The 22,015-nt window shown below is 65.7% G+C and carries 12 protein-coding genes and 2 pseudogenes; 4 read left to right on the forward strand and 10 right to left on the reverse strand.

Going from position 1 to position 22,015, the window contains the following annotated elements; all coding sequences use genetic code 11:
* Positions 1-629 (forward strand): helix-turn-helix domain-containing protein (locus tag FHD68_RS10510; RefSeq protein WP_208863761.1); only part of this gene is annotated, 629 nt, incomplete at its 5' end.
* 54 nt (positions 630-683) lie between these two features.
* Here FHD68_RS10510 and FHD68_RS10515 read toward each other — a convergent pair.
* Positions 684-906: pseudogene (locus FHD68_RS10515) on the reverse strand (transposase); the annotation flags it as partial.
* A 122-nt stretch (positions 907-1,028) separates the two neighbouring features.
* Here FHD68_RS10515 and FHD68_RS10520 point away from each other — a divergent pair.
* On the forward strand, positions 1,029-1,601 hold the full coding sequence (locus FHD68_RS10520) for a hypothetical protein (RefSeq protein ID WP_139085668.1): 573 nt from the start codon (positions 1,029-1,031) through the stop codon (positions 1,599-1,601).
* A gap of 17 nt (positions 1,602-1,618) precedes the next feature.
* A complete protein-coding gene (locus FHD68_RS10525) occupies positions 1,619-2,701 on the forward strand; it encodes a cache domain-containing protein (protein WP_167550392.1) in 1,083 nt (360 codons plus the stop codon).
* Here the strand turns inward: FHD68_RS10525 and FHD68_RS10530 are convergent.
* From FHD68_RS10530 to FHD68_RS10540, 3 genes are all read right to left on the reverse strand, one after another.
* Positions 2,685-4,664, reverse strand: coding sequence for a glycosyltransferase family 2 protein (locus FHD68_RS10530; RefSeq protein ID WP_139085672.1), 1,980 nt, complete (start codon positions 4,662-4,664; stop codon positions 2,685-2,687). The genes FHD68_RS10525 and FHD68_RS10530 overlap by 17 nt on opposite strands.
* 1 nt (position 4,665) lies before the next feature.
* A complete protein-coding gene (locus FHD68_RS10535; protein ID WP_139085674.1) occupies positions 4,666-5,835 on the reverse strand; it encodes an HlyD family secretion protein in 1,170 nt (389 codons plus the stop codon).
* Positions 5,836-5,923: 88 nt separating this feature from the next.
* On the reverse strand, positions 5,924-6,958 hold the full coding sequence (locus tag FHD68_RS10540) for a family 8 glycosyl hydrolase (protein ID WP_139085676.1): 1,035 nt from the start codon (positions 6,956-6,958) through the stop codon (positions 5,924-5,926).
* Positions 6,959-7,461: 503 nt separating this feature from the next.
* On the opposite strand from FHD68_RS10540, the gene FHD68_RS10545 reads away from it, so the two are divergent.
* Positions 7,462-8,643 carry a Fic family protein gene (locus FHD68_RS10545; RefSeq protein ID WP_139085679.1) on the forward strand — a complete coding sequence of 394 codons (1,182 nt, stop codon included), beginning with the start codon at positions 7,462-7,464 and terminating at the stop codon, positions 8,641-8,643.
* 413 nt (positions 8,644-9,056) lie between these two features.
* Here FHD68_RS10545 and FHD68_RS10550 read toward each other — a convergent pair whose 3' ends face one another.
* The 6 genes and pseudogenes from FHD68_RS10550 to FHD68_RS10575 all read right to left on the reverse strand — a co-directional run bounded on the left by FHD68_RS10550 (position 9,057) and on the right by FHD68_RS10575 (position 21,659).
* Positions 9,057-9,821, reverse strand: coding sequence for an SDR family NAD(P)-dependent oxidoreductase (locus FHD68_RS10550; protein WP_139085681.1), 765 nt, complete (start codon positions 9,819-9,821; stop codon positions 9,057-9,059).
* A 46-nt stretch (positions 9,822-9,867) separates the two neighbouring features.
* Positions 9,868-10,491 (reverse strand): ABC-type transport auxiliary lipoprotein family protein, encoded by a 624-nt coding sequence (locus FHD68_RS10555; RefSeq protein ID WP_139085683.1) that lies wholly within the window; start codon positions 10,489-10,491, stop codon positions 9,868-9,870.
* A gap of 8 nt (positions 10,492-10,499) precedes the next feature.
* On the reverse strand, positions 10,500-11,723 hold the full coding sequence (locus FHD68_RS10560; protein WP_139085686.1) for an MlaD family protein: 1,224 nt from the start codon (positions 11,721-11,723) through the stop codon (positions 10,500-10,502).
* A 4-nt stretch (positions 11,724-11,727) separates the two neighbouring features.
* Complete coding sequence (locus FHD68_RS10565; RefSeq protein ID WP_139085688.1) at positions 11,728-12,492, reverse strand: ABC transporter ATP-binding protein; 765 nt, start codon at positions 12,490-12,492, stop codon at positions 11,728-11,730.
* Positions 12,489-13,567 (reverse strand): annotated as a pseudogene (locus tag FHD68_RS19965) (MlaE family ABC transporter permease). Before FHD68_RS19965 ends, FHD68_RS10565 begins: the two are co-directional and overlap by 4 nt.
* 124 nt (positions 13,568-13,691) lie before the next feature.
* Positions 13,692-21,659: a glycoside hydrolase family 94 protein gene (locus FHD68_RS10575; RefSeq protein ID WP_244297819.1), complete on the reverse strand. Its 7,968-nt coding sequence runs from the start codon at positions 21,657-21,659 to the stop codon at positions 13,692-13,694.
* Positions 21,660-22,015 lie beyond the last annotated feature (356 nt).

The raw sequence follows: 22,015 nt of genomic DNA on the forward strand, positions 1-22,015 counted from the left end.
CAGGGGGCCTGCTGATGCCGGCGGCGGCCGGGTGGATCGTGCCGCCCTCCGTGTCGCTGACCCGCACCGGCTTTCGGGTCTGGTCGCCGGTGACCGGGTTGGCCACGTTTCTGGAGGCAACCACGCGGAGCCTCTCTCATGATCTCGGTCATCTGGGGACCCTGCGCCACGAGCTGGCGCGTCTCTCGGCCATGACGTCGTCTGCACATGGGCGGTCGCGCCTTGGCGACCTGATCACCTATCTGAAGACGCAGCCGGTCGTCAGCTCGGCGATGGTCATGGATCATCTGGGTGTGACGCGCCGGACGGCCCTGTCGCTGATCGGCGAGCTCGTCGATGCCGGCTGCCTCAGCAACCTCACCGCCCGCAGCACCTCCCGGTTCTGGGCGCTGCCGTCCCTGGCCGCGCGGATGGGACATGCGGGAGGGGCAGGGGCCGCTCGTCGCGGTGCGCTTGCCGGCAGCGAGAGGTCGAGCGAACGCATGAAGCAGATCGGTGCGTTGGAACGAATTAAGGAAGGACGAGACGAGGGCCAACTGGACCGGATCATGGCGGATCTCGATGCCGCGATGTCGGGCTTGGATGATGTCGTGCGCCGGGCAGGGGGTCGAGAGCGGAAAGAGCAGTAGGGTTGCTTGAACCGCGACTGGCTGGATAGGCTCCAGCCTCATCGATCGGCAAAGTCAGAACATAAGGGAGGCAGCTAGCGCGACGGCTGAGAGGAAGGTCTTTGCACACCTGTCGTAGCGGGTAACAGTGCGGCGCCGGTCCTGCAGGCGACCGAACAGGATCTTGATGCGATTGCGCCGCCTGAATTTGCGCTTGTCATAGCAGAGGACCGTGCCGCGCGACTTCTGGCCCGGGATGCAGGGGACGTATCCCCTTGCCCTTCAATGCTTCCCTAAACCGGCCAGTCTCATAGCTGCAGTCAACACCAACGAAACTATTCTGAGGCTATTACAGCACTTCGATACATGTTCTAGTTGTATAGCAACATTCGTGCTGGGGAAGTCGTTATGGTCGACTGTTTGAAACTCAAGGTCGTAGCAGGGATCGCTTTGTGCGTCTGTCTATCGCAGCAGGCGGCCGCCGACGGGTACTTCCTGCAGGCTGATCTCGGGGGTCAAACCCAAGGGCTTGTCGCTGCTTCCAGCACAGGAGCTATCAGTTATGGCTTCAACGCGGTGAAATATGAAGGTGGGCGCGCGGGCGCCATCAGCGTGACTCATGCTTGGCCACTTGGAGACATCGCGACCATCAAGGCGGGGCCAACCATAGGGTTCGAGAGAGAAGACGGGCAGGGCACCGATATCGCTGGAGGGGCCAAGGCATCGATAGAACGGTATAGCCCCTCCTCGTTTGGGGCGACCTATGTCTTGGCCGACTTCAGCACCGTCAACGATTCATGGTTCCTGCTGACACAGGCGACATTCCAAGCCCCAGGGGTGAGTGTGGAACTGTCGCGGGGTGGCAGCAACTCCTACCATGAAACGACCGTTGCCCTGCAGAAGAACCTCTCGGATAGCCATTTCAAACTGCGCCTTGGCTACAAGGTAAGCTCAGAAGAGCTGTTCGCAGGCATTGCCGTAAATACGTTTTGAGGCCTGAAATGACCGCAATGCCCACCCTGACACTACGCCGTTCTGTGATCCTGTTCTGCCTTTCCTGCCTGATGGCGGTGACCGTGGTCTGTGCCAGCTTCGTCCTGCTGCGGGGGGACCGGTTCACCGACAGCACCTTAGCCTTCGCCTCGCGGTTCCGTACGACAGCTGCTGCAGGTGAGCTGGCACGAACATTGGAACGCGATTGGCACAATCTGGTCTTTCTGACCGAACGGGCTGGAGCCCTTAGCCCGCAAGAGCTGTCCTATCTCCTGGCCGGGGCAGGGGGCGACGGTACGCGGATTTCTTGGGTCGGATATGCCGATCTTGGCGGCACAGTAGTCGCAGCGACCGACGACCTGCTGGTTGGTCAAGATGTCAGCGCACGGCCGTGGTACCGAAACGGTCTGTCGGGCGGGTTCGCGGGCGATGTCCACGATGCACTTCTATTGGCGCAATTGCTGGGTGGGGATGCAGAACAGCCGTTGCGCTTCATTGACCTGGCACGTCCGGTTCTGGATCAGAACGGCGACGTAGCCGGTGTTATCGGGATGCACATCAATGCTGATTGGTTAGCAGACTATCTTGCCGACACGGCAGAGCGCTTCGGGATCGACCTGTTCCTGATCAACCCGAGCGGGGCGATCTCAGCGTCGTCCTCCGACCAGGCACCGACGGAGGCCGACTTGCAGATCCTACGCTCGGCTCAGGCGGGGATCGGCGCCGAGGGGCGTGAGACATGGCCAGACGGCCGCGACTATTTCTCGACCGTGGTACCGCAGGTCACATCAGGTGACCTGCCTAGCTTCGGATGGCGGATGATCGGTCGTCTTGATGCCAGCACGGTCCGCTTCGGGGTCGATCTTGTCCGAAACGGTGCGCATTATGCGGCGCTTCTCGCCCTGGCGCTGGTGACGCTGATCACACTTATTTATGCGCGTGTCGTGCTGGCGCCGATCGCGCGCCTGGCCGCATCGGCAGAGCAGATCTCTGAAGGCTCACAGGACTATCCCGCCAATAGCCGCATCACGGTTGAGGCGGCACAGCTGTCAACCGCGCTGGCACGCCTGCAGCGCGATCCGGTCAGCGGCGAGAGCTGAACGACAGTCGCCGACCCATACCCGAAAGGATCCCGAGCAACTGAGCGCGCCCCGTGCCTGGGGCCGCACCCTCGGCGTAGAACCGCAGCATCAGGGCTTCGCGCTGGTCCGGGGTTGGCATAAGGCGGATGCGGTTGCCGTCCACCGTCTCGGCGATGACAGTGGCGGGAATGTCGCCGATTTTGGCGATCCGAAGCTTCGCATCAGTGCCTACAGGATAGATTTTTCCGCGCAGTCTGGCCTCATCCATGTTCATCGCGCTGATCCACTGACGCCGGATATCACCCTCAACCACGAAGACGGCGCGATCCGGCAAGTCGGCGATATGGCGTTCCCGGCGCGGCAGCTCGATGCAGGCAAGAACGGTCAGTGTCAGGACGAACACGTTGTAGATCGTCCAGAAGATTACGACCCATTTGCCGTCGCCTGCATCGTTGAATGCGAACCGGTCAGACAGTATGCCGATGGTCAGGCCAAGAAGGGTCAGCACCAGCAGGATCAGGAACGGTCGCATCAAGGCCCACTGGACAGTGACCTTGGTGCGGTCGCCCCCCTTGGCCGTCACTGAAAACGGATGCCCCTTGGGTCGGAACATGCCGGTGAATGCCGCGCGGCTGATCGCGATCGCGCCGATCAACTGGCTGACGTCATGCAAGATCGGTACGAACATTCCCGGCATCAGCGTCCGAAGGACCAAAAATGACCACAGGAAATAACACCCGAAGAACGTGATCACGTCGGGCAGGGACGCGTCCACCACGATGATGTTGAAGAACCAGTACAGCAACGGATAGACGACCACTGCGATGCGGAACGGGAAGCTGGTCATCCAGAAGAAGATCGAATCGATGACGCTCCAGCGATCGCGCAGGCGCAATTTGCTGGCCGACAGAGGGCCTAGGCTGGAGCGGGCAATCTGCATCAGCCCCAGGCACCAGCGCGCGCGCTGCGTCACATATTCCTTGAGCCCTTCAGGGGCGAGCCCCTCGGTCAGGGGTTCGGACAGATAGACGGTCTTGAGCCCGCGTTCCTGCAAGGCCAGTGTCAGCATGAAATCTTCAGTGACGCTCTCCGTCGGAAAGCCGCCGATCTCGCGAAGCGCGGACCAGCGGCATATGGATGACGTCCCGCAGCAGATGGCGATCCCCCACCCGTCACGACAGGGCTGCATGTGATCGAAGAAGAACCGCTGTTCGTCGGGATAGGACTGGCTGATCCCGAGATTGTGCTGGATTGGGTCGGCGTTGAAAAAGTGCTGGGGGGTCTGGACCAGTGCCACGTCGGGATCATGAAACAGCGCCAGACTGCGCCCCAGAAAGCCGCGATGGGGAACGAAGTCAGCGTCCAGAACAGCCACAAAATCTGGTGGAACTGGGTCCTCGGCCAGACGATGCAGCGCGTGGTTGATGTTGCCTGCCTTGGACCCTTTGTTGTCTGGACGACGCATGTATCGGACCTGCTGTTGCGCGCAATAGTCGCGAAGCCAGTCCCGGCGGCTGTCGTCAAGAACCAGGACTTCCTTGTTCCTATGGCGCAGGAACTTGGCGCCGATGATGGTGCGTTCTAGAACCTCCAGGTCCTCATTGTACGTGGCAATCAGGATGGCGACCCGTGGTTCGGTTTCACCCCACCACCCCTCGTGGGCGTCCGCCTCGGCGCTGCGGATCTTGATGCGCGACATGATCACGAAGGCGCTGACCGATCCCATCAGCGCAAGAAACTCGAGCGCGAACAGCGACCAGCTTGCGAGCATGTCCAAGGTCAGGCCGGGTGGCGCCAGCGTCTCGGTTCCCCGCCACCAGATATAGCGAACGGCCAGCAGAAAGCCGATGCCCAGCAGGATCGAGCGGTGCAGGGTGTCGTGGACATTCACCCATGATCGGAGGGTGAGACCTACGCCAAGGACCAGCAACAGATGAACCGTGCTAGACCCCAGCTGGCTGAACAGCAGGACGTCCGGCATCTCAGTTGAATAGCCCGCGGAGGCCGTCCAGCGGGCGCGTCTCGAAAAAGGCACGTCCCGTTTGGCCGATGACACAGTTGTCCGCGCCCCCGTCGCGCAGTGCAGGAACGATCAGTGCCACGTCGAATCGTTCTAGATGTTTCTGGCTGGGAGCGACCGCCATCGCTTGATAGATCGTAGCGGCGCCGCTTCCGGCAAGGCGGGCGACAGTGGCATCATGAACTTCAGACGAACCCGCAAGTCTGAAGCGCGCGGACTGGCCGACAGCCAGATCATTGTAGGTGCGTTCAGTCACCGACAGGGTCACCACCGTGGAACTGCAATCCACGAGCCGCAGCAGCGGATCGCCGCGCTGAACGTTGACTCCGTCGGCCTGAAGCACGTCCCAGAAGATCCCGGTTACAGGGCTTTGCAGATCGCCGCCGATCTGGCTGTTGACCCGCAGACGTTCTCGGTCGGTACGCTCACCGACCGCGGTCAGCCTGGCATCGGCTTCGGCCAGACGCGTGTTCAGGGTCGCGATTTCACTGCGCAATTCGACGCTGCGCTGTTCGGCATTGGGTGCGTCGTTGTACCCGTCGCCCAGAAACACGCCCTGTTGCGCAGCGTTTAGCGCGATCTGCAGGATCGCCACGCGTTCGCGCGCATGATCAAGCACCAGCGCATCCAGCCGTGGTTCGGCAGGCAGGCGCTGGTCGTCCTCCTCGACCGCGTCCAGCAGGCGCGGGTCGGGCACAGCGGCTTGCTCTTGCTCCAGAATGGCCAGACGCGATCGGGCGTGCGTTAGGCGCGTTCGCAGCTCTTCCAGCCGGTTCGTGCGAAAGATGTCCGCACGTCGGTCCAGGTCGTCGCGGATGGCACCGGTTTCTGCCAACAACTCCGCGATCTGAGCGCGCGCAGCCTCCTCCAGCCGGACTTCCATCAGCAGATCATTGAGCCTGACGCGATCGACGATCGGGTCTTCAATGCTGGCCAGCACCTCGCCTTGCGTAACCCGTCCGCCCAACTGTCTCTCGGGGATCGTCAGGTTTCCGGCAACCGGCGCCCGGATCGTGACGATCGGTGCGTTGACTACGGCATCCGCGCTCGCCCCGGACATCTGCTCGCCCACGATCACCCAGATCGACAAGAGGATCAGGAGGATCCCGATAACTGGTCTGCTGTATTTCATGAGAGATGCAACCCAAGCTGATGATTTCTTTCAGCTCAGCTTAAGCGAGTAATTTAGTACGGTCACCACCATCTGGAGATGTTTCCCGTTATTGCGGCGGCGTGTTGCATCTCCCTTCCCGGAAAGCCAGATCGACAAGCATCAGCAGGGTATCGGAATAATAGTCAGCACCAATGCGTGCTGATGAAGCATCAATAGATGCACAGTCTATCAAGCGTCGAATGGCGGTGAATCCAACTCGGTCGCTTGCCTGAAGCACCTCTCCTTGCGGTGCCGCCTCAACGACGACATGTCCCGGCAAGGCACCGTCGCTCATCAAGCTCGCTGCCGAACGCACTGCCGGGTGATCGGTTCTGTCCGACCAAGCCAGATAGAGAGGGATGCGGAGAGCGTCATATCCCCATCGAAAGTCATGCTCTACAGGCTTTGTAAAACCTGCCGGCGTCACATCCACCCAGTTTGGCAGGAAGCCAGTGGCTGCCAGTTCGGCAAGTACGGTCTCTCCGTGATCGGCTGCCTGAACGAGCGCCGGCTCACCCGCAGCTTCCCCCAGCTCACGCAGGGCACGTGGCATGATGTAGGATGGGTTGATCAACACACGATCTTTGGCATGCCTTGCTTCGGCGCCTGGCAGAAGCAGCGGTCCATTCGCTGCCCTTGGATCGGGAGCAAGACAAAGGCGTGCAATATCTCGCGCAATTCTGAGAGCGGCGTCAGTATGCTCTGTCCACCCAGAGTCCCGTCCGGCTCGAAGCAGTGCCCATGCACGAAAAAGATCGCCGTCGGTGGCATTGTGCCAGTCAGGGATATTGTTGCCCGCACCTGGCTGCCATTTCCAAGCCATCAGGCTATCATTGCGGACAGACAGATGATTGGTCGTCCAACGTTCTATCTGCTCAAAAACGTCGCGATCTCCGTGAGCCTGCGCAAGCAAAAGGCCATATCCCTGACCCTCCGAGTGAGAGATCGACCTTTGATGCTCGTCTACGATTCTGCCGGACCGGACATAACTTTGCACCCAACGTTCCCAAAGAGCGCGGGTGGCACCGGAGTAAACACCATGCGGTTTCGCGACGACGGCTGAAGCGGCCAGTTTTACCAGCCGTCGGCGTGTTATCAGCATGCCCTCGTCCACCACGCTATCGGGTTAAACTTTTGGTTGGTATCGCCCAACGCGTAACTTGCCCCACTTTACATGGAGCGTTTTGAAATATGATCGAGTCTAGGCCGTCGTGGCCGGACGCAGAGGTTCTAGAAACCTTCAGTTTCAGTTCAATTGCCGCAGAAGCAAGCGCCAATGCTCGTTGAAGGAATTTTAGGGACGTGTCGCGGTTTCGGCACGGAACCTGAAAGCTAGGGGGATCAGTCTATCAGAAGGTATAAACTTTCAGTTTTTGATGTTGGTCGCGGCACAGCATTAACTGCTAGCACTTGGTGAACTGGACCTGGCCACCTTGAGGTTCCTACAGCCTACTGACGAATAAGGGCGCATATGCATCCTAGTGTACCGAGGGACGTGTAGCCTCCACCCACAGGCTTTGCTATTTAAGGTTGCTTACCTAAGCTGGATCATTATTAAGAAAAATGATGCATTGCTTAAATAAGGGCGGAATGTAATCTACGCCTATGACCGAACCTTCACCCAATCAGCGCCATGGCCGCTTCGTCGAGACCTCTGTTGCAGGCGAAGTCGTGCGAGCATTTGTTCCACCGCCCCTCCCGCCGCAGCCGAACATTGATGTTCTGCAGCTGCTCGAAAAACTGAGCCTGGCTGAACGTGCCTTGGGCCGTCTGGATGGCATCACCATACTGCTGCCCCGCCAAGAACTCTTCCTTTACATGTATGTCCGCAAGGAGGCAGTTCTGTCTTCTCAGATCGAGGGAACACAGTCGACGCTGACCGACCTTCTGCGCTTCGAAACGGAAGCGGCGTCAGGGGAGCCAATCGACGATATCCGTGAGGTCTCGAACTACGTGGACGCCATGATGTATGGGCTGGAGCGGCTACAAGAGCTTCCCTTGTCCTTACGCCTGATCCGGGAAATGCACGAGCGACTGCTGCAAAGCGGCCGTGGTGGGACGAAGAATCCCGGGGAGTTTCGGCGGACACAGAACTGGATCGGGGGAACGCGACCTGGAAATGCCCTATTCGTTCCTCCGCCGGTGACGGAGCTGGGCGCCTGCCTTGGTGAGTTGGAAGGATTCATGCATGAGGACCAATCGAAGCTGCCGGCGTTGATCAAGGCAGGGCTGCTGCACGTTCAGTTCGAGACCATACACCCCTTTCTGGATGGCAATGGTCGCATCGGACGCCTGCTGGTGACCCTGTATCTCTGCGTGAATGAAGTCCTCCGGACACCCTTGCTCTACCTCAGCCTCTATTTGAAAACCCATCGGGCCGATTATTACCGGTTGCTCCAAGAGGTGCGGGAGAAAGGCAACTGGGAAGCGTGGCTCGACTTCTTTCTCACCGGCGTTGCTGAAACTGCCAACCAGGCCTTTGATGCAGCGACACGGATCGTCAGCCTCTTCAAGGAAGACCGGGATCTGATCACGGCTGCTAGTGACCGAGCAGGCTCAGCACTCCGCATCCACGAACTGTTTCAGCAGAACCCCTTCCTGACGGCAAGCCAGCTTGTCGTAAGGACCGGACTGTCTGCACCTACAGTAAATGCTGCCTTGGCAGATTTGCAGCGTATAGGCGTGGTCGCGGAAGTCACTGGTCGCAAGCGCGGCCGGGTGTTCGGCTACCAAAGATACCTAGCGATCATCAGTGAGGGAACAGAGCCCCTGTCGCAATCCAGTTGACGTCCGTCCCTCGGCGTTCATGGTCCCCGCTAAGTGTCCAAGAACCCGTCCCGCTGTCAGGCATACGGCAACACAGCGTCTCGCAAAGGGTCCTTGTTACAAGCTCACGGAAGTGACGACCGCCGACCAAGCCACCTTCGAAAGATCGGCCTGCCCCCGCCGCCCACAGGGCCAGGCCGGCCGTCAGGCCAAGCGCGGCAATGGCCAACAGGGCGGCTTTCAGACGATCCCGGACCATGATCAGCATCCTGGCGTCGTCGCGCCGATGCACAGTCGCATCCGGGCGGGTCGCCTGCAGGGATCACATGACATGACGGCACCTTTCATGCTGGACTGAGACTGGCATCCCATGGGTGATCGGGGGATGCCCGGATGGCCTGCGACAGGGCCATGACACGCACGGATGGACCAGGTCAGACGGCGGTATAGCCGCCATCGACCAGGTGATAGCTGCCGGTGATGAAGGTCGCCCGGCGCGACAGCAGGAAACAGACCAGCGCGGACACCTCTTCGGGGGTGCCGATGCGGCCGATGGGGTGCCGGGCCGCCAGCGCGGCCAGCACGTCGGGGGTCAGGTTCGCCGTCAGCAGCGGCGTGTCGATGAATGCAGGGCCCACCGCGTTGATCCGCACGCCCTGCGCGGCATATTCGATCGCCGCGGTCCGGGTCAGGCCCAACAATGCGTGCTTGGCGGCGACATAGGGGGCCGCATGCGCGAACCCGACCGCGCCCAGGATCGAGGACATGTTCACGATCGACCCGCCCCCGGTTTGTAGCATCGCCGTGATCTGCCAGCGCATCCCATGAAAGACGCCGTTCAGGTTGACGTCGATCACCCGCCGCCAGGCGTCCGACGGATACGCGCCCGTGGGCAGGTCTGGGCCGCCGATGCCGGCATTGTTGACAGCCATGTGCAGGCCGCCGCCGCGGGTCCGGGCAAAATCAACCAGCGCTTTCATTGCGTCCTCGTCGGCGACATCGGCGGCGCAGGGCCATGCCGTCCCGCCCGCGGTGGTGATCGTGTCGACGACCGTCCGGCATGCGTCGTCGTCAAGGTCGCTGACGACGACGGTTGCGCCCGATGCGCCCAGCTCCTGCGCGATGGCGCGGCCGATGCCGGACCCGGCACCCGTGACCAGTGCAGTCTTTCCCGTGAAATCGAACCGAACATCGGTCATGTCGCATCTCCTGTTGCAGGATGTGGGGTAGGTGTCGGTAGGGCGCCTAGCGGCATGCGCCGGGATCCACACCAGCAGCGTCCAGCGTCCATGCGGTCATCTGGCCGATCAGATGACGCGTGGCGGCGTCAAAGGCCGGGATCAGGTCCGCGGTGCGGGTGCCGGCGGCTGGCACGGTCGCCGCAAAGCGGCCCCGAGCGATGACCTTCGCCTCCATCTCATCGACCAGCTGCGCCCCGACTCCAAGGCGGATCAGCGTGCCGTCGGCGGACATATCGACGTTGAAATCCTGAACTTCGCTGATCATCGCGACGTCGCCCGACAGGCCCAGGGGCGCGCGACCGACCTGATCAAAGCTGCCGGTCGCGCTCAGGCTTTCGACCAGCAGGCGTTGCAGCATGGCGGGCACCGTGTCCCCCCATTCGGCATCCGGCAGGTACTGCGTCTGCAGGGCCGAAGGGCGGATCATAACGCGGTTGCTGTCCAGCGTCCCGCGCGCCTTGGGCGGTTCGATCACCAATTCGCCAATGCGGGACCGCGGGCAGGACAGCGCTGCCGGGGCGCGCAGCTCGAACAGGTCGCGCTCTGGTTCGCCCTGCAGCGCGGATAGCGCGCCGCAGCCGGGCAGGGTGGCCGTGGCGGCGAACAAAAGGGCGGTCGGCAGGCGCATGGGGAACCTCATCTGCGGAATTCGGGGGTGCGGGGGCCGGACAGCAGCTGCGCCGGGTTGCGCCGCAGGGTCGAGACAAGCTGATCCATGTTCTGGACCAGCGTGCGCATGTCCTGCGACAGGCGGGTGATCTGGGGCAACGTGTCGCCCGCAAAGGACTGAACCGGTCCGCGCGCGCCGTCCAGCACGCCCCGCAGCGACGCGAATGCCGCCGCCGCGTTGTCGGATGCCGCGCGCAGGCTGGCGCCGATGCGGGGCAGGTCCTCCGGCAGGCCGGTCATGGCGGTGGTGACCGCGCTCAGTGTGGTGCGCAGGTCGGCGGCGACGGGCGTCAGGCCGCCCATCACGCGTTGAGCGGTGTCGAACGCGCCGGTCCCGGCGGCCAGCGCTGTGTCCAGCCGGTCCAGGCTGGACCGCCCCCGATCGGCCAGATCGCCCAGGCCCGCCGCGCCGCGCTGCAACTCCTGCGTCAGCGTGGCCAGGTCGCCCTGGACATAGCCGTCCACCCGGTCCAGCGTCGCTTGCGCCTGGACGGCGGCGTCGGCAAAGCGGTCCAGCGTGATCGCCGCGCTGCCGCCCAAGCCGTCCATCTGGTTCCCGAACGCCGCGATGCCCGTTGCCGCGACCGCGATTGCATCAGCCGCCGCCGCCACATCCGCCAGCGCCTGATCCAGATTGCCGCTGGAGCGTTCGACATTGTCTAGGATCGCGGCCACCCGCCCCTGGTTCTGCGGCCCCAGGATCTGGGTCAGCTGTTCGGCCACCAGGCTGAGGCGGGCGATGATCTGCGGCCCTTCGTCCGTCAGCGTCTGCAGGGCCGACCGGCTGGAGGCGATGACCGGCACCTCGGACGTGTCCGCGACGCGGAGCAGGGGCGCGCTGGCCGACCCGGCCGTGACCGCGACCAGCGCCACGCCGGTCACGCCCTGCACCTCCAGCGCGGCCAGGCTGTCGCTGCGGATCGGGGTGTCCAGGATCACCTCGATGCGGACGCGGACCGGCAGGGGGTTTCCCGGCGCCAGCCGCATGTCCACGACCCGCCCGACCGGCATGCCGGCAAAGCGGACCTCGGACGCGGGGCCAAGGCCCGACACTTCGGGGAAATAGACGTCGTAATAGGCGAACTGCCGGTCCAGCTGCAGCTGCGCGAACCACAGCACGAACCCCAGGATCCCCAGGAACCCCGCGATGGTGAAGGCGCCGATCAGCGCGTAATTGGCCTTGGTTTCCATGCGCCTAATCCTTGCCGCTGACGGCGCGCGCACGCGGTCCGTGGAAATATTCGTGAACCCAGGGGTCATCGACATCCAGCATCTGGGCCATCGTGCCGGTGGTCAGCACGCGGCGTTCGGCCAGAACCGCGACCCGGTCGCAGCAGGCATGCAGCGTGTCCAGATCATGGGTGACCAGAAACACCGACAGGTTCAGCGCGTCGCGCAGCGTGACGATCAGCCGGTCGAAGGCCGACGCCCCGATCGGGTCCAGCCCGGCGGTGGGTTCGTCCAGAAACAGGATCTCGGGGTCCAGGGCCAGGGCGCGTGCCAGGCCGGCGCGCTTGCGCATACCGCCCGACAGATCGGCGGGCATGTCGCCATTGGCCTTCCACGGCAGGCCCGCCATGCCGATCTTCAGTTCGGCCAGGCCGCGGCGTTGCGCGTCGGTCAGGCCGGGAACGGCGCGCAGCGGAACCTCGACATTCTCGCGCACGGTCAGGGACGAAAACAGCGCGCCGTCCTGGAACATGACGCCCCACCGCTGTTCCAGCGCGCGCCGGTCGGGGCCGGACAGCGTGCCGATGCGGTTGCCCAGCACGTCGATGGTCCCGGCCCGGACCGCGTCCAGCCCCACGATGGCCCGCAGCAGGACGGATTTTCCCGTGCCCGACCCGCCGACCACGCCCAGGATCTCTCCCAGGTTCAGGTCCAGGTCCAGGCCGTCATGGACGACGTGGCTGCCGAATTGCGTGCGCAGGCCCCGCACCTGGACAACGGCCTCGTTCACAGCCCCACCCGCGCAAAGAAAATCGAGAACGCCGCATCCGCGATGATGACCGCAAAGATCGCGCTGACCACCGCGGACGAGGTCATGCGCCCCAGGGATTCCGCGTCCTTGCCGACCTGCATCCCCGCGTGACAGCCGATCACGCCGATGATCAGGGCAAAGACCGGCGCCTTGGTCAGCCCGGCGACGACATGGGTCACGCTGATATCGGCCAGCCGGGCTAGGAACACAGCCGGGGATATGCCCAGCTCGACCCAGGACATCATCGCGCCGCCCAGCAGCCCCGCGACCGCAGAGATCAGCCCCAGGATCGGCAGCACCATGACCAGCGCCAGGATGCGCGGCAGGATCAGCACCGTGTCGGGGTCCAGCCCCAGGGTGCGCATGGCGTCGATCTCCTGGCGCATCTTCATCGAACCGATGGACGCCGTCAGCGCCGAGGCCGTGCGCCCCGCGACCACAATCGCGGTCAGCAGGATGCCCAGTTCCCGCAGGATAGAGATCGCGATCAGGTCCACCACAAAGACCTCGGCCCCGAACTGGCGCAGCTGGTCGGACCCCTGAAAGGCCAGCACCACCCCGATCAGGAAGGACATGACCGTGACGATGGGCACCGCGCGCAGGCCGGTTTCCTGCGCGTGATGGACCAGAGCCGTCAGCGGAAACCGCGTCGGATGGCGCAATGCGCGCGCCAGCGCGGACAGGGTGCGACCCAGATATTCGGCCAGCTGGACCAGGGACAGGCCCGCGCCCGTGACCCGCTGTCCCGTTGCCTGCAGCATGCGCCGCCAGGGGGCAGGGCGGGCGGCGGAGGGTCGGCCACGGGAAGCGCCGCCGTCACAGCAGCCAACAGGTCGGCATGCCGCGCGGACAGGCCGGTCAGGGCCGTCCCCGCCGCGCGTCGTCGCGCCAGCTCCCACGCGCCGGCGGTGTCCAGGCGGGCGAGGGCGGCCAGGTCGATCCCGGTCGCGTCCTGTGGGGGCAGCTGGCCCAGGGTCCAGACGACAAGATCGCCCGACAGGACCAGGCGCGGGCCCTGCGGATCGACGGTCAGCGTCGGGGCCACGCGGGTCATGCGTGCCGTGGGGCGGCAAGGGGCTGGGCGGCGTGCATGGGGGTCGTTCCGGTGCGGTCTGTCTGGCCCGGATCATCGCCCGCCGGGGCAGGGTGCGCCTTGATCCAGATCAGGCGGTTGAACCTCACGACAGGATCAGGGTGATGGCGTGACACCCCCCGTCCAGCGGGACAAAGGCGCAGGGACAGCGATCGGCATCGCCGCCTCGCGTGACGTCGACCGTGATCGTCGTCCCATCGACCTGCAGGCGCGCGGTGATGCCAGGCCAGTCCTGCGGCAGGCAGGGGGCGATCACCAAATGGCCGCCGCGGCGCCGGATGCCCAGGATGCCCTCGGTCGCGGCCCGGTACATCCAGGCGGCGGAACCGGTATACCAAGTCCAGCCGCCCCGCCCGACATGGGGCGCGACGGAATAGACGTCGGCCGCCACGACATAGGGTTCGACCCGATAGCGTCCGGCGTCCTGCGGGGTCAGCGCATGGTTGATCGGGTTCACCATCGCCAGCAGCCGCGCGGCCGCCGTGCCATTGCCCATCCGGGCATGCGCCATGATCGCCCACATGGCAGCATGGCTGTACTGACCGCCATTCTCGCGCAGGCCCGGCGGATAGCCCGCGATATAGCCGGGGTCATTGCCCGTCGCCGCCCCGTCAAAGGGCGGCGTGAACAGCAGGACCAGCCCCGGATCGGGGACGACCAGCTGCGTCTCCAGCGACCCCATGGCGCGGGCGGCGCGGGCGGCGCGGGTGGGGTCGGCGCCGCCGGACAGCACGGCCCAGCTTTGCGCGATGGAATCGATCCGGCAGGCCGGAGAGGCCGCCGATCCCAGCCAGCTGCCATCGTCGAAGGTCGCGCGCCGGTACCAGTCGCCGTCCCAGCCATGCGTCTCCAGCGCCGCGGCAAGCCGGTCCGCATGGTCGCGCCATTCGGCCGCGATCTCGGGGTCGCGGGCATCGGCCAGCCGCGCCATGCGGCGCAGCGCGTCCAGCAGCAGCCAGCCCAGCCAGACGCTCTCTCCCTGTCCGGCCTCGCCGACGCGGTTCATGCCGTCGTTCCAGTCGCCCGTGCCGATCAGCGGCAGGCCCAAGGCTCCGGTCTGCGCGATGGCGCGGGACAGCCCCAAGGCGGCGTGATCCCACAGCGTGCCGCGCTGTGCGGACAGGTCGGGCAGGAAGAACGCATCGTGCTGACCCGCCGCTACGGCGGGTCCGTCCAGATAAGGCAGGTCTTGGTCCAACACGTCCAGATCGCCGGTCACCGCCACGTAATCCGCCACCGCATGCGCCAGCCAGACGCAATCGTCCGAAATGCGGGTGCGTACCCCCTGACCCGAATGGGGCAGCCACCAGTGTTGCACATCGCCTTGCGGAAACTGCCTGGATGCTGCGTGCAGCAGATGCGCGCGCACCCGTGCAGGCTGGGCCAGCGTCATCGCCATGCCGTCCTGCAACTGATCGCGAAAGCCGTATGCGCCGCTGGCCTGATAGAATGCCGCGCGGGCCTGGATGCGGCAGGCCAGCGTCTGATAGGGCAGCCAGCCGTTCACCATGATGTCCATGGCCCGGTCCGGGGTCGACACCTGGATGGTGCCGGTGACCGACTGCCAATGCGCCTCGACCTGCGCCAACAGGTCTATGGGGTCCGCGTCGCGCATGCGGGCGATTAGCGCCTGTGCACCGGGGGTCGTGGGCGCCTGTCCCAGCAGATGCCCGACCTGCACCGTGGCGCACGGCGCCAACAGCACCGGCATTTCCAGCGACAGGCAGGGATCCAGGCCCGCGCCTGCGCGCCCCGACAGGCGGGCGGTCGGGGCGGACAGCGCACCATCCGGTCCCACAACCTCGGCCCGGTCGCCGCTGACGGCGGTCTGCGCGCCTATCAGGTCTGCGAACATCACCCGGTCGGGAAAGGCCACGTTCCACGGGTTGCGGACCAGCAGGGCCCCGGTGTCGGCATCACATTCGCTGACCAGATGCTGCGCCGACCCGGCGCGGGCGACACCCATCACCGGCTGCGTGCAGGCGATCACGGTCAGCCGCCGGGGCTGCGTGCCCAGGTTGCGGATCTGCAGGGTCGAGATCCGGACGGCACCCTCCAACGGCACGAATTGCAACAGCTCCAGCGCCAGACCGCCTGCGTGATGGTCGAACCGGCTATAGCCCATGCCGTGACGGGCCACGTGCCGTCCCGGTCCCGCCAGCGGGCGGGCGGTGGGCGAAAAGACCGCGCCCGTGTCGTCGTCTCGGATCAAGAAGGCCTCGGTCGCGGGGTCCGTGACCGGGTCGTTGGACCAGGGGGTCAGGCGGTTTTCGCGGCTGTTTTCGGCCCAGGTGCAGCCCGCGCCGGTCGCCGAGACGTGAAAGCCGAAGCCGTCATTGGCGATCACGTTGATCCAGGGCGCGGGGGTGGTCCGGCCTTGGTCTAGGATCACCACGTACTCGCGCCCGTCGCGGGCAAAGCCGCCGGTGCCGTTGAAGAACTCCAGCGTCTCGGCTAGGCCGGTTGCGGCGTCGGTCCGGGGCGGCGCGCCGTGCGGCACGCGGGGCATGCGGACGGCCTTGGCGAGCGGTGCGGCCATCGCGGCCACCTGATCGGCCAGCGGTCCGTTGCGCGCGATCAGCACCACACGGGCAGTGGCCAGCAGCAGCGCGGTGACCTCGGGCGGCAGCAGGTCGCGGCGCAGGGCATGGACCTGACCGCCCGGCGCTTCGGCCTGCGCCCGCGGACGGGCACCGCGCAGTGCGGCCTCGATGGCCGATTGCAGGCCCTGGACATAGGACGCCGGGTGTTCGTTCAGCATCACCACGTCCACGGCCAGGCCCTTCATGCGCCAGTATTCCTGCGCTAGCAGGACCTGTTCGACCTGCGCCATGTCGGCCTGATCCGCGATGCGCATCAGCACGATGGGCAGATCGCCGGACACGCCTTGCGACCACAGCACGGACTGCTTGCCTGGCGCCCCGGTTCCCGCCGGGGCGCGGAACCGGGCGTCCGGCCACAGGATCGGCGCGGTCATCGCCTGGAACGCCGCGGCCTGGGCCGTGGTGATCCCCAGATGGCGCAGCTGCACCTGGGCCTGGGTCCAGGCCAGGGTCCGCGCGCGGTCGACCGCGTTGCGGTCATGATGTCGGTCGATCAGGTCGATCAGGCCCGCCCGCGTGTCGGCCACCACCGTCCAGAAGGCCAGCCGCGCCGCCCCGCCCGGTGCGATGGTGATGCGATGGCGCAGCGCGAAGGCCGCGTCCAGCACGGTGCCGACCCCGCCCTGCAGCGTGGCCCCCGATGCCAGAGCCGCCGCGTGGCGCAGATCGTTGTCGCGGCCCAGAAGGGCAGCGCGGTCTGTCTCGAACTGCATGGGCGCGGCTTGGGTGGCTTCGACCACCGCGAAATGGGCGGCCCAGATGCGTGGCTCGTCCGGGCTGCGCGGGCGGCGGGTCGCGATCAGCGCGCCGTATTCGGCCAGGTATTCGGTCTGCACGAACATCTTGGCAAAGGCGGGATGCGCGGCCTCGGCCTGCGGCGTGGTCAGGACCAGCTCGGCATAGGACGTCAGCTCCAGCGACATCGGCACGCGGGCGGTCGAGGTAAGCGTCAGCATCCGCACCTCGGCATCGTCCTCGCCCGACACCAGCACCTCCAGCGCAGTGGACAGCGGGCCGTCCTGGCGCTGGAACAGCACGCGATCCTCAAACAACTCGACGCGGGCGTGATCGGTGGGGTCCGCGCCGCCGATCCGGGTCAGGGCCTGTGTGCGCAGATCGCGGATCCACAGGCGGCTGCCGCCCTCGTCGAAGGTGGGATCGGCCCCGGCCCGCGTGACCGCCAGCGGCCCCCACCGGCTGGTGCCGCCGCCCGTGGCGGTCAGGGTCACGCCATAGCGGCCGTTGGACAGGATATGCGCGACCGGCGGCCCGTGGGGCGCCCCCTCGATCACGGCCATGCGCTGCATGTCCTCGGTTGAGGCCGGGCGGGGGGCGCTGGCGTCCGAGCGGGGGATCGCGGCGGGAATGTTGCGCGGGATGCGTTCCTGGAGCAGCAGTTCGGCCGCGCGGATCGCGGGTTCGGCGTGGAACCGCGCGCGCATGCGCCCGTCCTGCAGCACGTTGGCGATGGAGACGATGGTCATGCCCTGGTGATGCGCCATGTGGCTGCGCACCAGCGCCACGGCCTGCCCGGCGGGGCGGCGCAGGGGCGTGAAATCCAGCGCCTCGTAAAAGCCGAAGGGCCCCACCGCGCCCAAATCGGCCAGTTGCGCCAGGTTGTCTGCCGCCGCCTGCGGATCGACCATCGCGGCCAGCGCGCTGGCATAGGGCGACACGACCAGATCTGCCTCCAACCCCCGCTTGAGGCCAAGATCGGGCACGCCAAAGCTGGAATACTGGTAATTCATCTGCAGGTCGCGCGCGTTGAAACCGGATTCCGACAATCCCCACGGCACTCCGCGGCGGCGGCCATAGCGTTGCTGGGCCACGACCGACTGGCGGTTCGACTGATCCAGCAGGCTGCCCGGCGGTTCGTCCATGACCAGGATCGGCATCAGGTATTCGAACATCGACCCCGACCACGACCGCAGAGCCGCGCCGCCCGCCATCGGGACGGCCGGGCGGCCAAGCCGGAACCAGTGGGTTGCGGAAATGTCGCCCTTGGCGATGGCGAACAGGCTGGCCAGCCGCGCCTCGGACGCCAGCAGGTCATAGCAGCTGCGGTCGCGGGTGTTCTCGGACTGGGCAAAGCCGATCGACAGCAGCTTGCGGTCGGGGTCCAGCAGAAAGCCGAACTGCATGGCCCAAGCCATGTCATGCGCCTGCACGGCCAATGCGCGCAGGGCGTCCAACAGGTCGGGGTCGGGATCGGCCAGATGCGCCGCCGCCTGATGATGCAGCGATGCCAGCCACGGGCAATCCGTGCCGGCCCTGCGGGTCAGGCGCACGATCGCGGCCCATTCGGGCTGCGGCGCGGTGATGGCGGCCGCGATCCGGTCCACCAGCTCGGGGTCGCCATCCGGGCGGGCAAGGTCCAGCGTGTCCAGCAGGCCGGGGCGTACGTCTTGGTCGGGCGCGTCGGCCCAGTCCTGGCAGGCCTGCGCCAGCGCGATCAGATGCCCGGCCAGATTGCCGCTGTCCACGGTCGAGACATAGCGCGGGGCCAGCACCGTACCATCGATCGTATCGTACCAGTTGAACAGGTGGCCATTCAGTTTTTCCAGCGCTGCAACTGATTCCAGCGTCTGTTGCAGGCGGGACACCGTCTCGGGCAGGCCGATCCAGCCGAAATCCCGCGCAGCGACGCAGGACAGCAGATAGAGGCCGATATTCGTGGGAGAGGTGCGGGCCGCCGTCAGCGGCACCGGCGTTTCCTGATGGTTGTCGGGCGGCAGGTGACGGTGTTCGGCCGTCACGAAGGTCTGAAAGAAATGCCAGGTTCGACGCGCGGTCAGGCGCAGGGCCCGCGCGGATTCGGGCGATAGGGGCCGCGCATCGGGGGGCTGCACCCGCCCGCTGCGCTGCGCGATCAGGGGTGCGGCCAGCCACAGCAGGGCAAAGGGCAGGACCAGTGGCATCCCGGCCGGGGCAATCGCCGCGACAATCGCCACGACGATCACGGTCAGCGCCAGACCGCCCGCCATGCGGCGCGCCAGCGCGGCAAGGTCCGGGCGCGGCCCGACCTGATCCTGCGCAGCGGTGGTCCATTCCAGCAGGTGGCGGCGTGACACCCGCATGCGCCATGCGGTGCGCAGGATCGCGTCGCCCATGCGCCACGCGGTGTCGGGCAGCATGGCCAGCGTCAATGCCAGCTGTGCCAGTGCCGCGCGCGCATCGCCCGCCGATTGGCGCAGGTGGCTGCGCATATCGGGGGATGGACCGCGCGGCATCATGCCAAGCAGCATGGGCAGGATGGAGGGCAGGGCCAGCACGACCAGCAGCAGCGCCGTCGCCGCGACCGGCTGCGGCGACAGCCAGCCTGCCAGCAGCGCGGCCAGCGTGAAGGGCGCCAGCAGCGATCGGCGCAGGGTATCGGCGATCTTGATGCGTCCCAGCATGGGCGTGGCTGAGTCCGTCACGCGCCCTGCCAATTGCCAGTCGCCGCGGGTCCAGCGGTGCTGGCGGGCGGCGGCCAGGTCGTGGCGGGCGGGGAACGCCTCGACCACCTCGATGTCCGAGGCCAGGCCCGCGCGGGCGAACACCCCCTCCAGCAGATCGTGGCTGAGGACAGTGCCCGGCGCGATGCGGCCCGCCATCGCGGCCTCGAACGCGTCGACGTCATAGATGCCCTTGCCCGTGAACGATCCCTGTCCGAACAGGTCCTGGAACACGTCGGACGCGGCCGAGGCATAGGGGTCCATCCCCCCCGGCCCCGACGTCGCGGCCAGATAGGGCGTGATGCCCGACCCAAGCGCGGGCGTCACCCGCGGCTGCAGGATGCCGTATCCGGCGACCACCATGCCCCGCGCCGCGTCCAGACGCGCGCGGTTCAGCGGATGCGCAATCTTGCCGATCAGACGTGCCGCCGCGTCACGCGGCAACCGCGTATCGGCGTCCAGCGTGATGACAAAGCGAACGTCCTGCGGCAGCGTGTCGGAGCGGCGATAGCTGGTATCGAATGCGCCACGCAGCAGGCGGTTCAGCTCGGCCAGCTTGCCGCGCTTGCGTTCCCAGCCCATCCAGACGCCTTCGGCCGGGTCCCACCGGCGGTCGCGGTGCAGGTGCAGAAAGCGCGGACCGGCGGGACCGGGGGCATGGGCAGCGTTTAGCGTCGCGACCCGCCGCGCCGCCAGTGCCAGCAGATCTGCGTCGCCCGGCATGTCCTGCTGCGGCGCGTCCGCCCCGTCCGTCAGCAGCGCAAAGGTCAGATCGCCGCCAGTCCCGGACAGGTGGTGGATCTCGAGATTGTCGAACTGGCTCTGCAGAGCTTGGGCGTTCGTCATGATCACCGGCACGACGACCAGCGTGCGCATCGCGGGCGGGACACCCTCGCGCAGGTCCAGGCCCGGCAGCAACGCGGCCCCCACGGACCGCGCGACCATCACATCAACCATCACTATCGACAGCGCAGAAAGAGGTATGATCATCGCGATCAGCCAAGGCCAGCCTGATCCGGTCAGCCACGCGGCCAGCGCGGTCAGTATGACGGTGGTACCCGCGATCAGCCCCTGATAGCCCGACAGGCCCGCGGATATACCCAGCCTTCGCAGCCACAGCCGAGGCGGCGGGCGAAAGCCCACCGCCCGTTCCAGCGCCGGGCGGCCCGCGTCGATCAGGTGCCAGCCGGGATCGGCGGCCGGGGTATCGCGCGTGCTGTCGGCCGCCAGGGTCACCGCCATATCGGCAAGCTGCGTCTCGCTCCGGCCACTACCGCGCGACAGCTCCTCAACTGCACTGCGGTAGAGGTTGCGGCTGGCGAAATCCATGCGGGCATGGCCGGGATGGCGGCGCAGATGCGCTTCGACGAGGCTGACATCCTCGAACAGCGTGCTCCAGTCGGTGGCGGACAAGCCTCGAAAGGCGGTGATGATGTTGCGCAGCGTCACGTTCGACGCGCCTAGCCGTTCCTGCGCATGGCGCACAACGCTGTCGACTGAGGCACCCTGTGTCGCCAATCGCTCCGAGAGCCAGCCCACTGCGGGGGTCACGTCAGGGTCCAGCAGCCTCAGCCGTCCGGCCAACTGAGCCGCGAACAATTCCGACATTGGGTTAGCAATTGCACCTGACAGCAGGTCGGGATGCCCCCCTCCCGGCGCCAGGATGCGGTCGGCCAGTTGATCCGCACGGCTGCGGTCCTGCCGGCCCAGGGCCATCTGGTCGGTCAGACGGCGTAGGTTCTCGACCAGAACGATGCGCAAGGTGATGGCAACGGCCCATAATTCACCGATCGTCAAGGGCTGGACCGTTTGATAGGCGATTAGGAAGCGGCGCAGTGTCTCGGCATCGAAGTGGCTGTCCGTATGCGCAACAAAAGCCCAAGCAATCCCGAAGACGCGGGGGTAGCCTGCAAATGGCCCCGACTGCAGTTTCGGCAGCAGCCGGTAGTAGCCGGGCGGCAGGTCAACGCGGATCTCGCGGATCTGCGCTTCGACCAGATGATAGTTGTCCAAAAGCCAGTCCGCTGCGGGGACCGTCGGTCGCCCGCTCGCGGCATCGTCTGCGTTGTCGTGATATGCCTGACGCAGCGCTCGCGCGTTGTCCGCCAGGCGCTTGTGGAGCGACGAGACCTTTGGCGGAGACGCAATAACGGTCTGACGCGCCGCAAGCGTTATGGCATGCTGTTCCAGCCGCTCGAGGCTGAACAATTCCGACCTGATGGGAGTAGCATCGGACCACAGCGGCCCGGGACTGACAGCTTGATCGAACATGTGCAAAAACATTCCTTGAGAACCAGCTGACCTGCTACGGGATTTTTCCTCCACCATCGATTAGAGTCCGATCCAACTTGAGGACGGACAATGAAGCG

Source organism: Paracoccus marcusii (assembly GCF_006151785.1).
GTDB classification, from domain to species: Bacteria; Pseudomonadota; Alphaproteobacteria; order Rhodobacterales; family Rhodobacteraceae; genus Paracoccus; species Paracoccus marcusii.

Bases quoted from the DNA above. Each gene is read 5' to 3' on its own strand.
- FHD68_RS10525 (WP_167550392.1), top strand. From the start codon at position 1,619: ATGCCCACCCTGACACTACGCCGTTCTGTGATCCTGTTCTGCCTTTCC.
- FHD68_RS10530 (WP_139085672.1), bottom strand. From the start codon at position 4,664: ATGCCGGACGTCCTGCTGTTCAGCCAGCTGGGGTCTAGCACGGTTCAT.
- FHD68_RS10535 (WP_139085674.1), bottom strand. From the start codon at position 5,835: ATGAAATACAGCAGACCAGTTATCGGGATCCTCCTGATCCTCTTGTCG.
- FHD68_RS10540 (WP_139085676.1), bottom strand. From the start codon at position 6,958: ATGCTGATAACACGCCGACGGCTGGTAAAACTGGCCGCTTCAGCCGTC.
- FHD68_RS10545 (WP_139085679.1), top strand. From the start codon at position 7,462: ATGACCGAACCTTCACCCAATCAGCGCCATGGCCGCTTCGTCGAGACC.
- FHD68_RS10550 (WP_139085681.1), bottom strand. From the start codon at position 9,821: ATGACCGATGTTCGGTTCGATTTCACGGGAAAGACTGCACTGGTCACG.
- FHD68_RS10555 (WP_139085683.1), bottom strand. From the start codon at position 10,491: ATGCGCCTGCCGACCGCCCTTTTGTTCGCCGCCACGGCCACCCTGCCC.
- FHD68_RS10560 (WP_139085686.1), bottom strand. From the start codon at position 11,723: ATGGAAACCAAGGCCAATTACGCGCTGATCGGCGCCTTCACCATCGCG.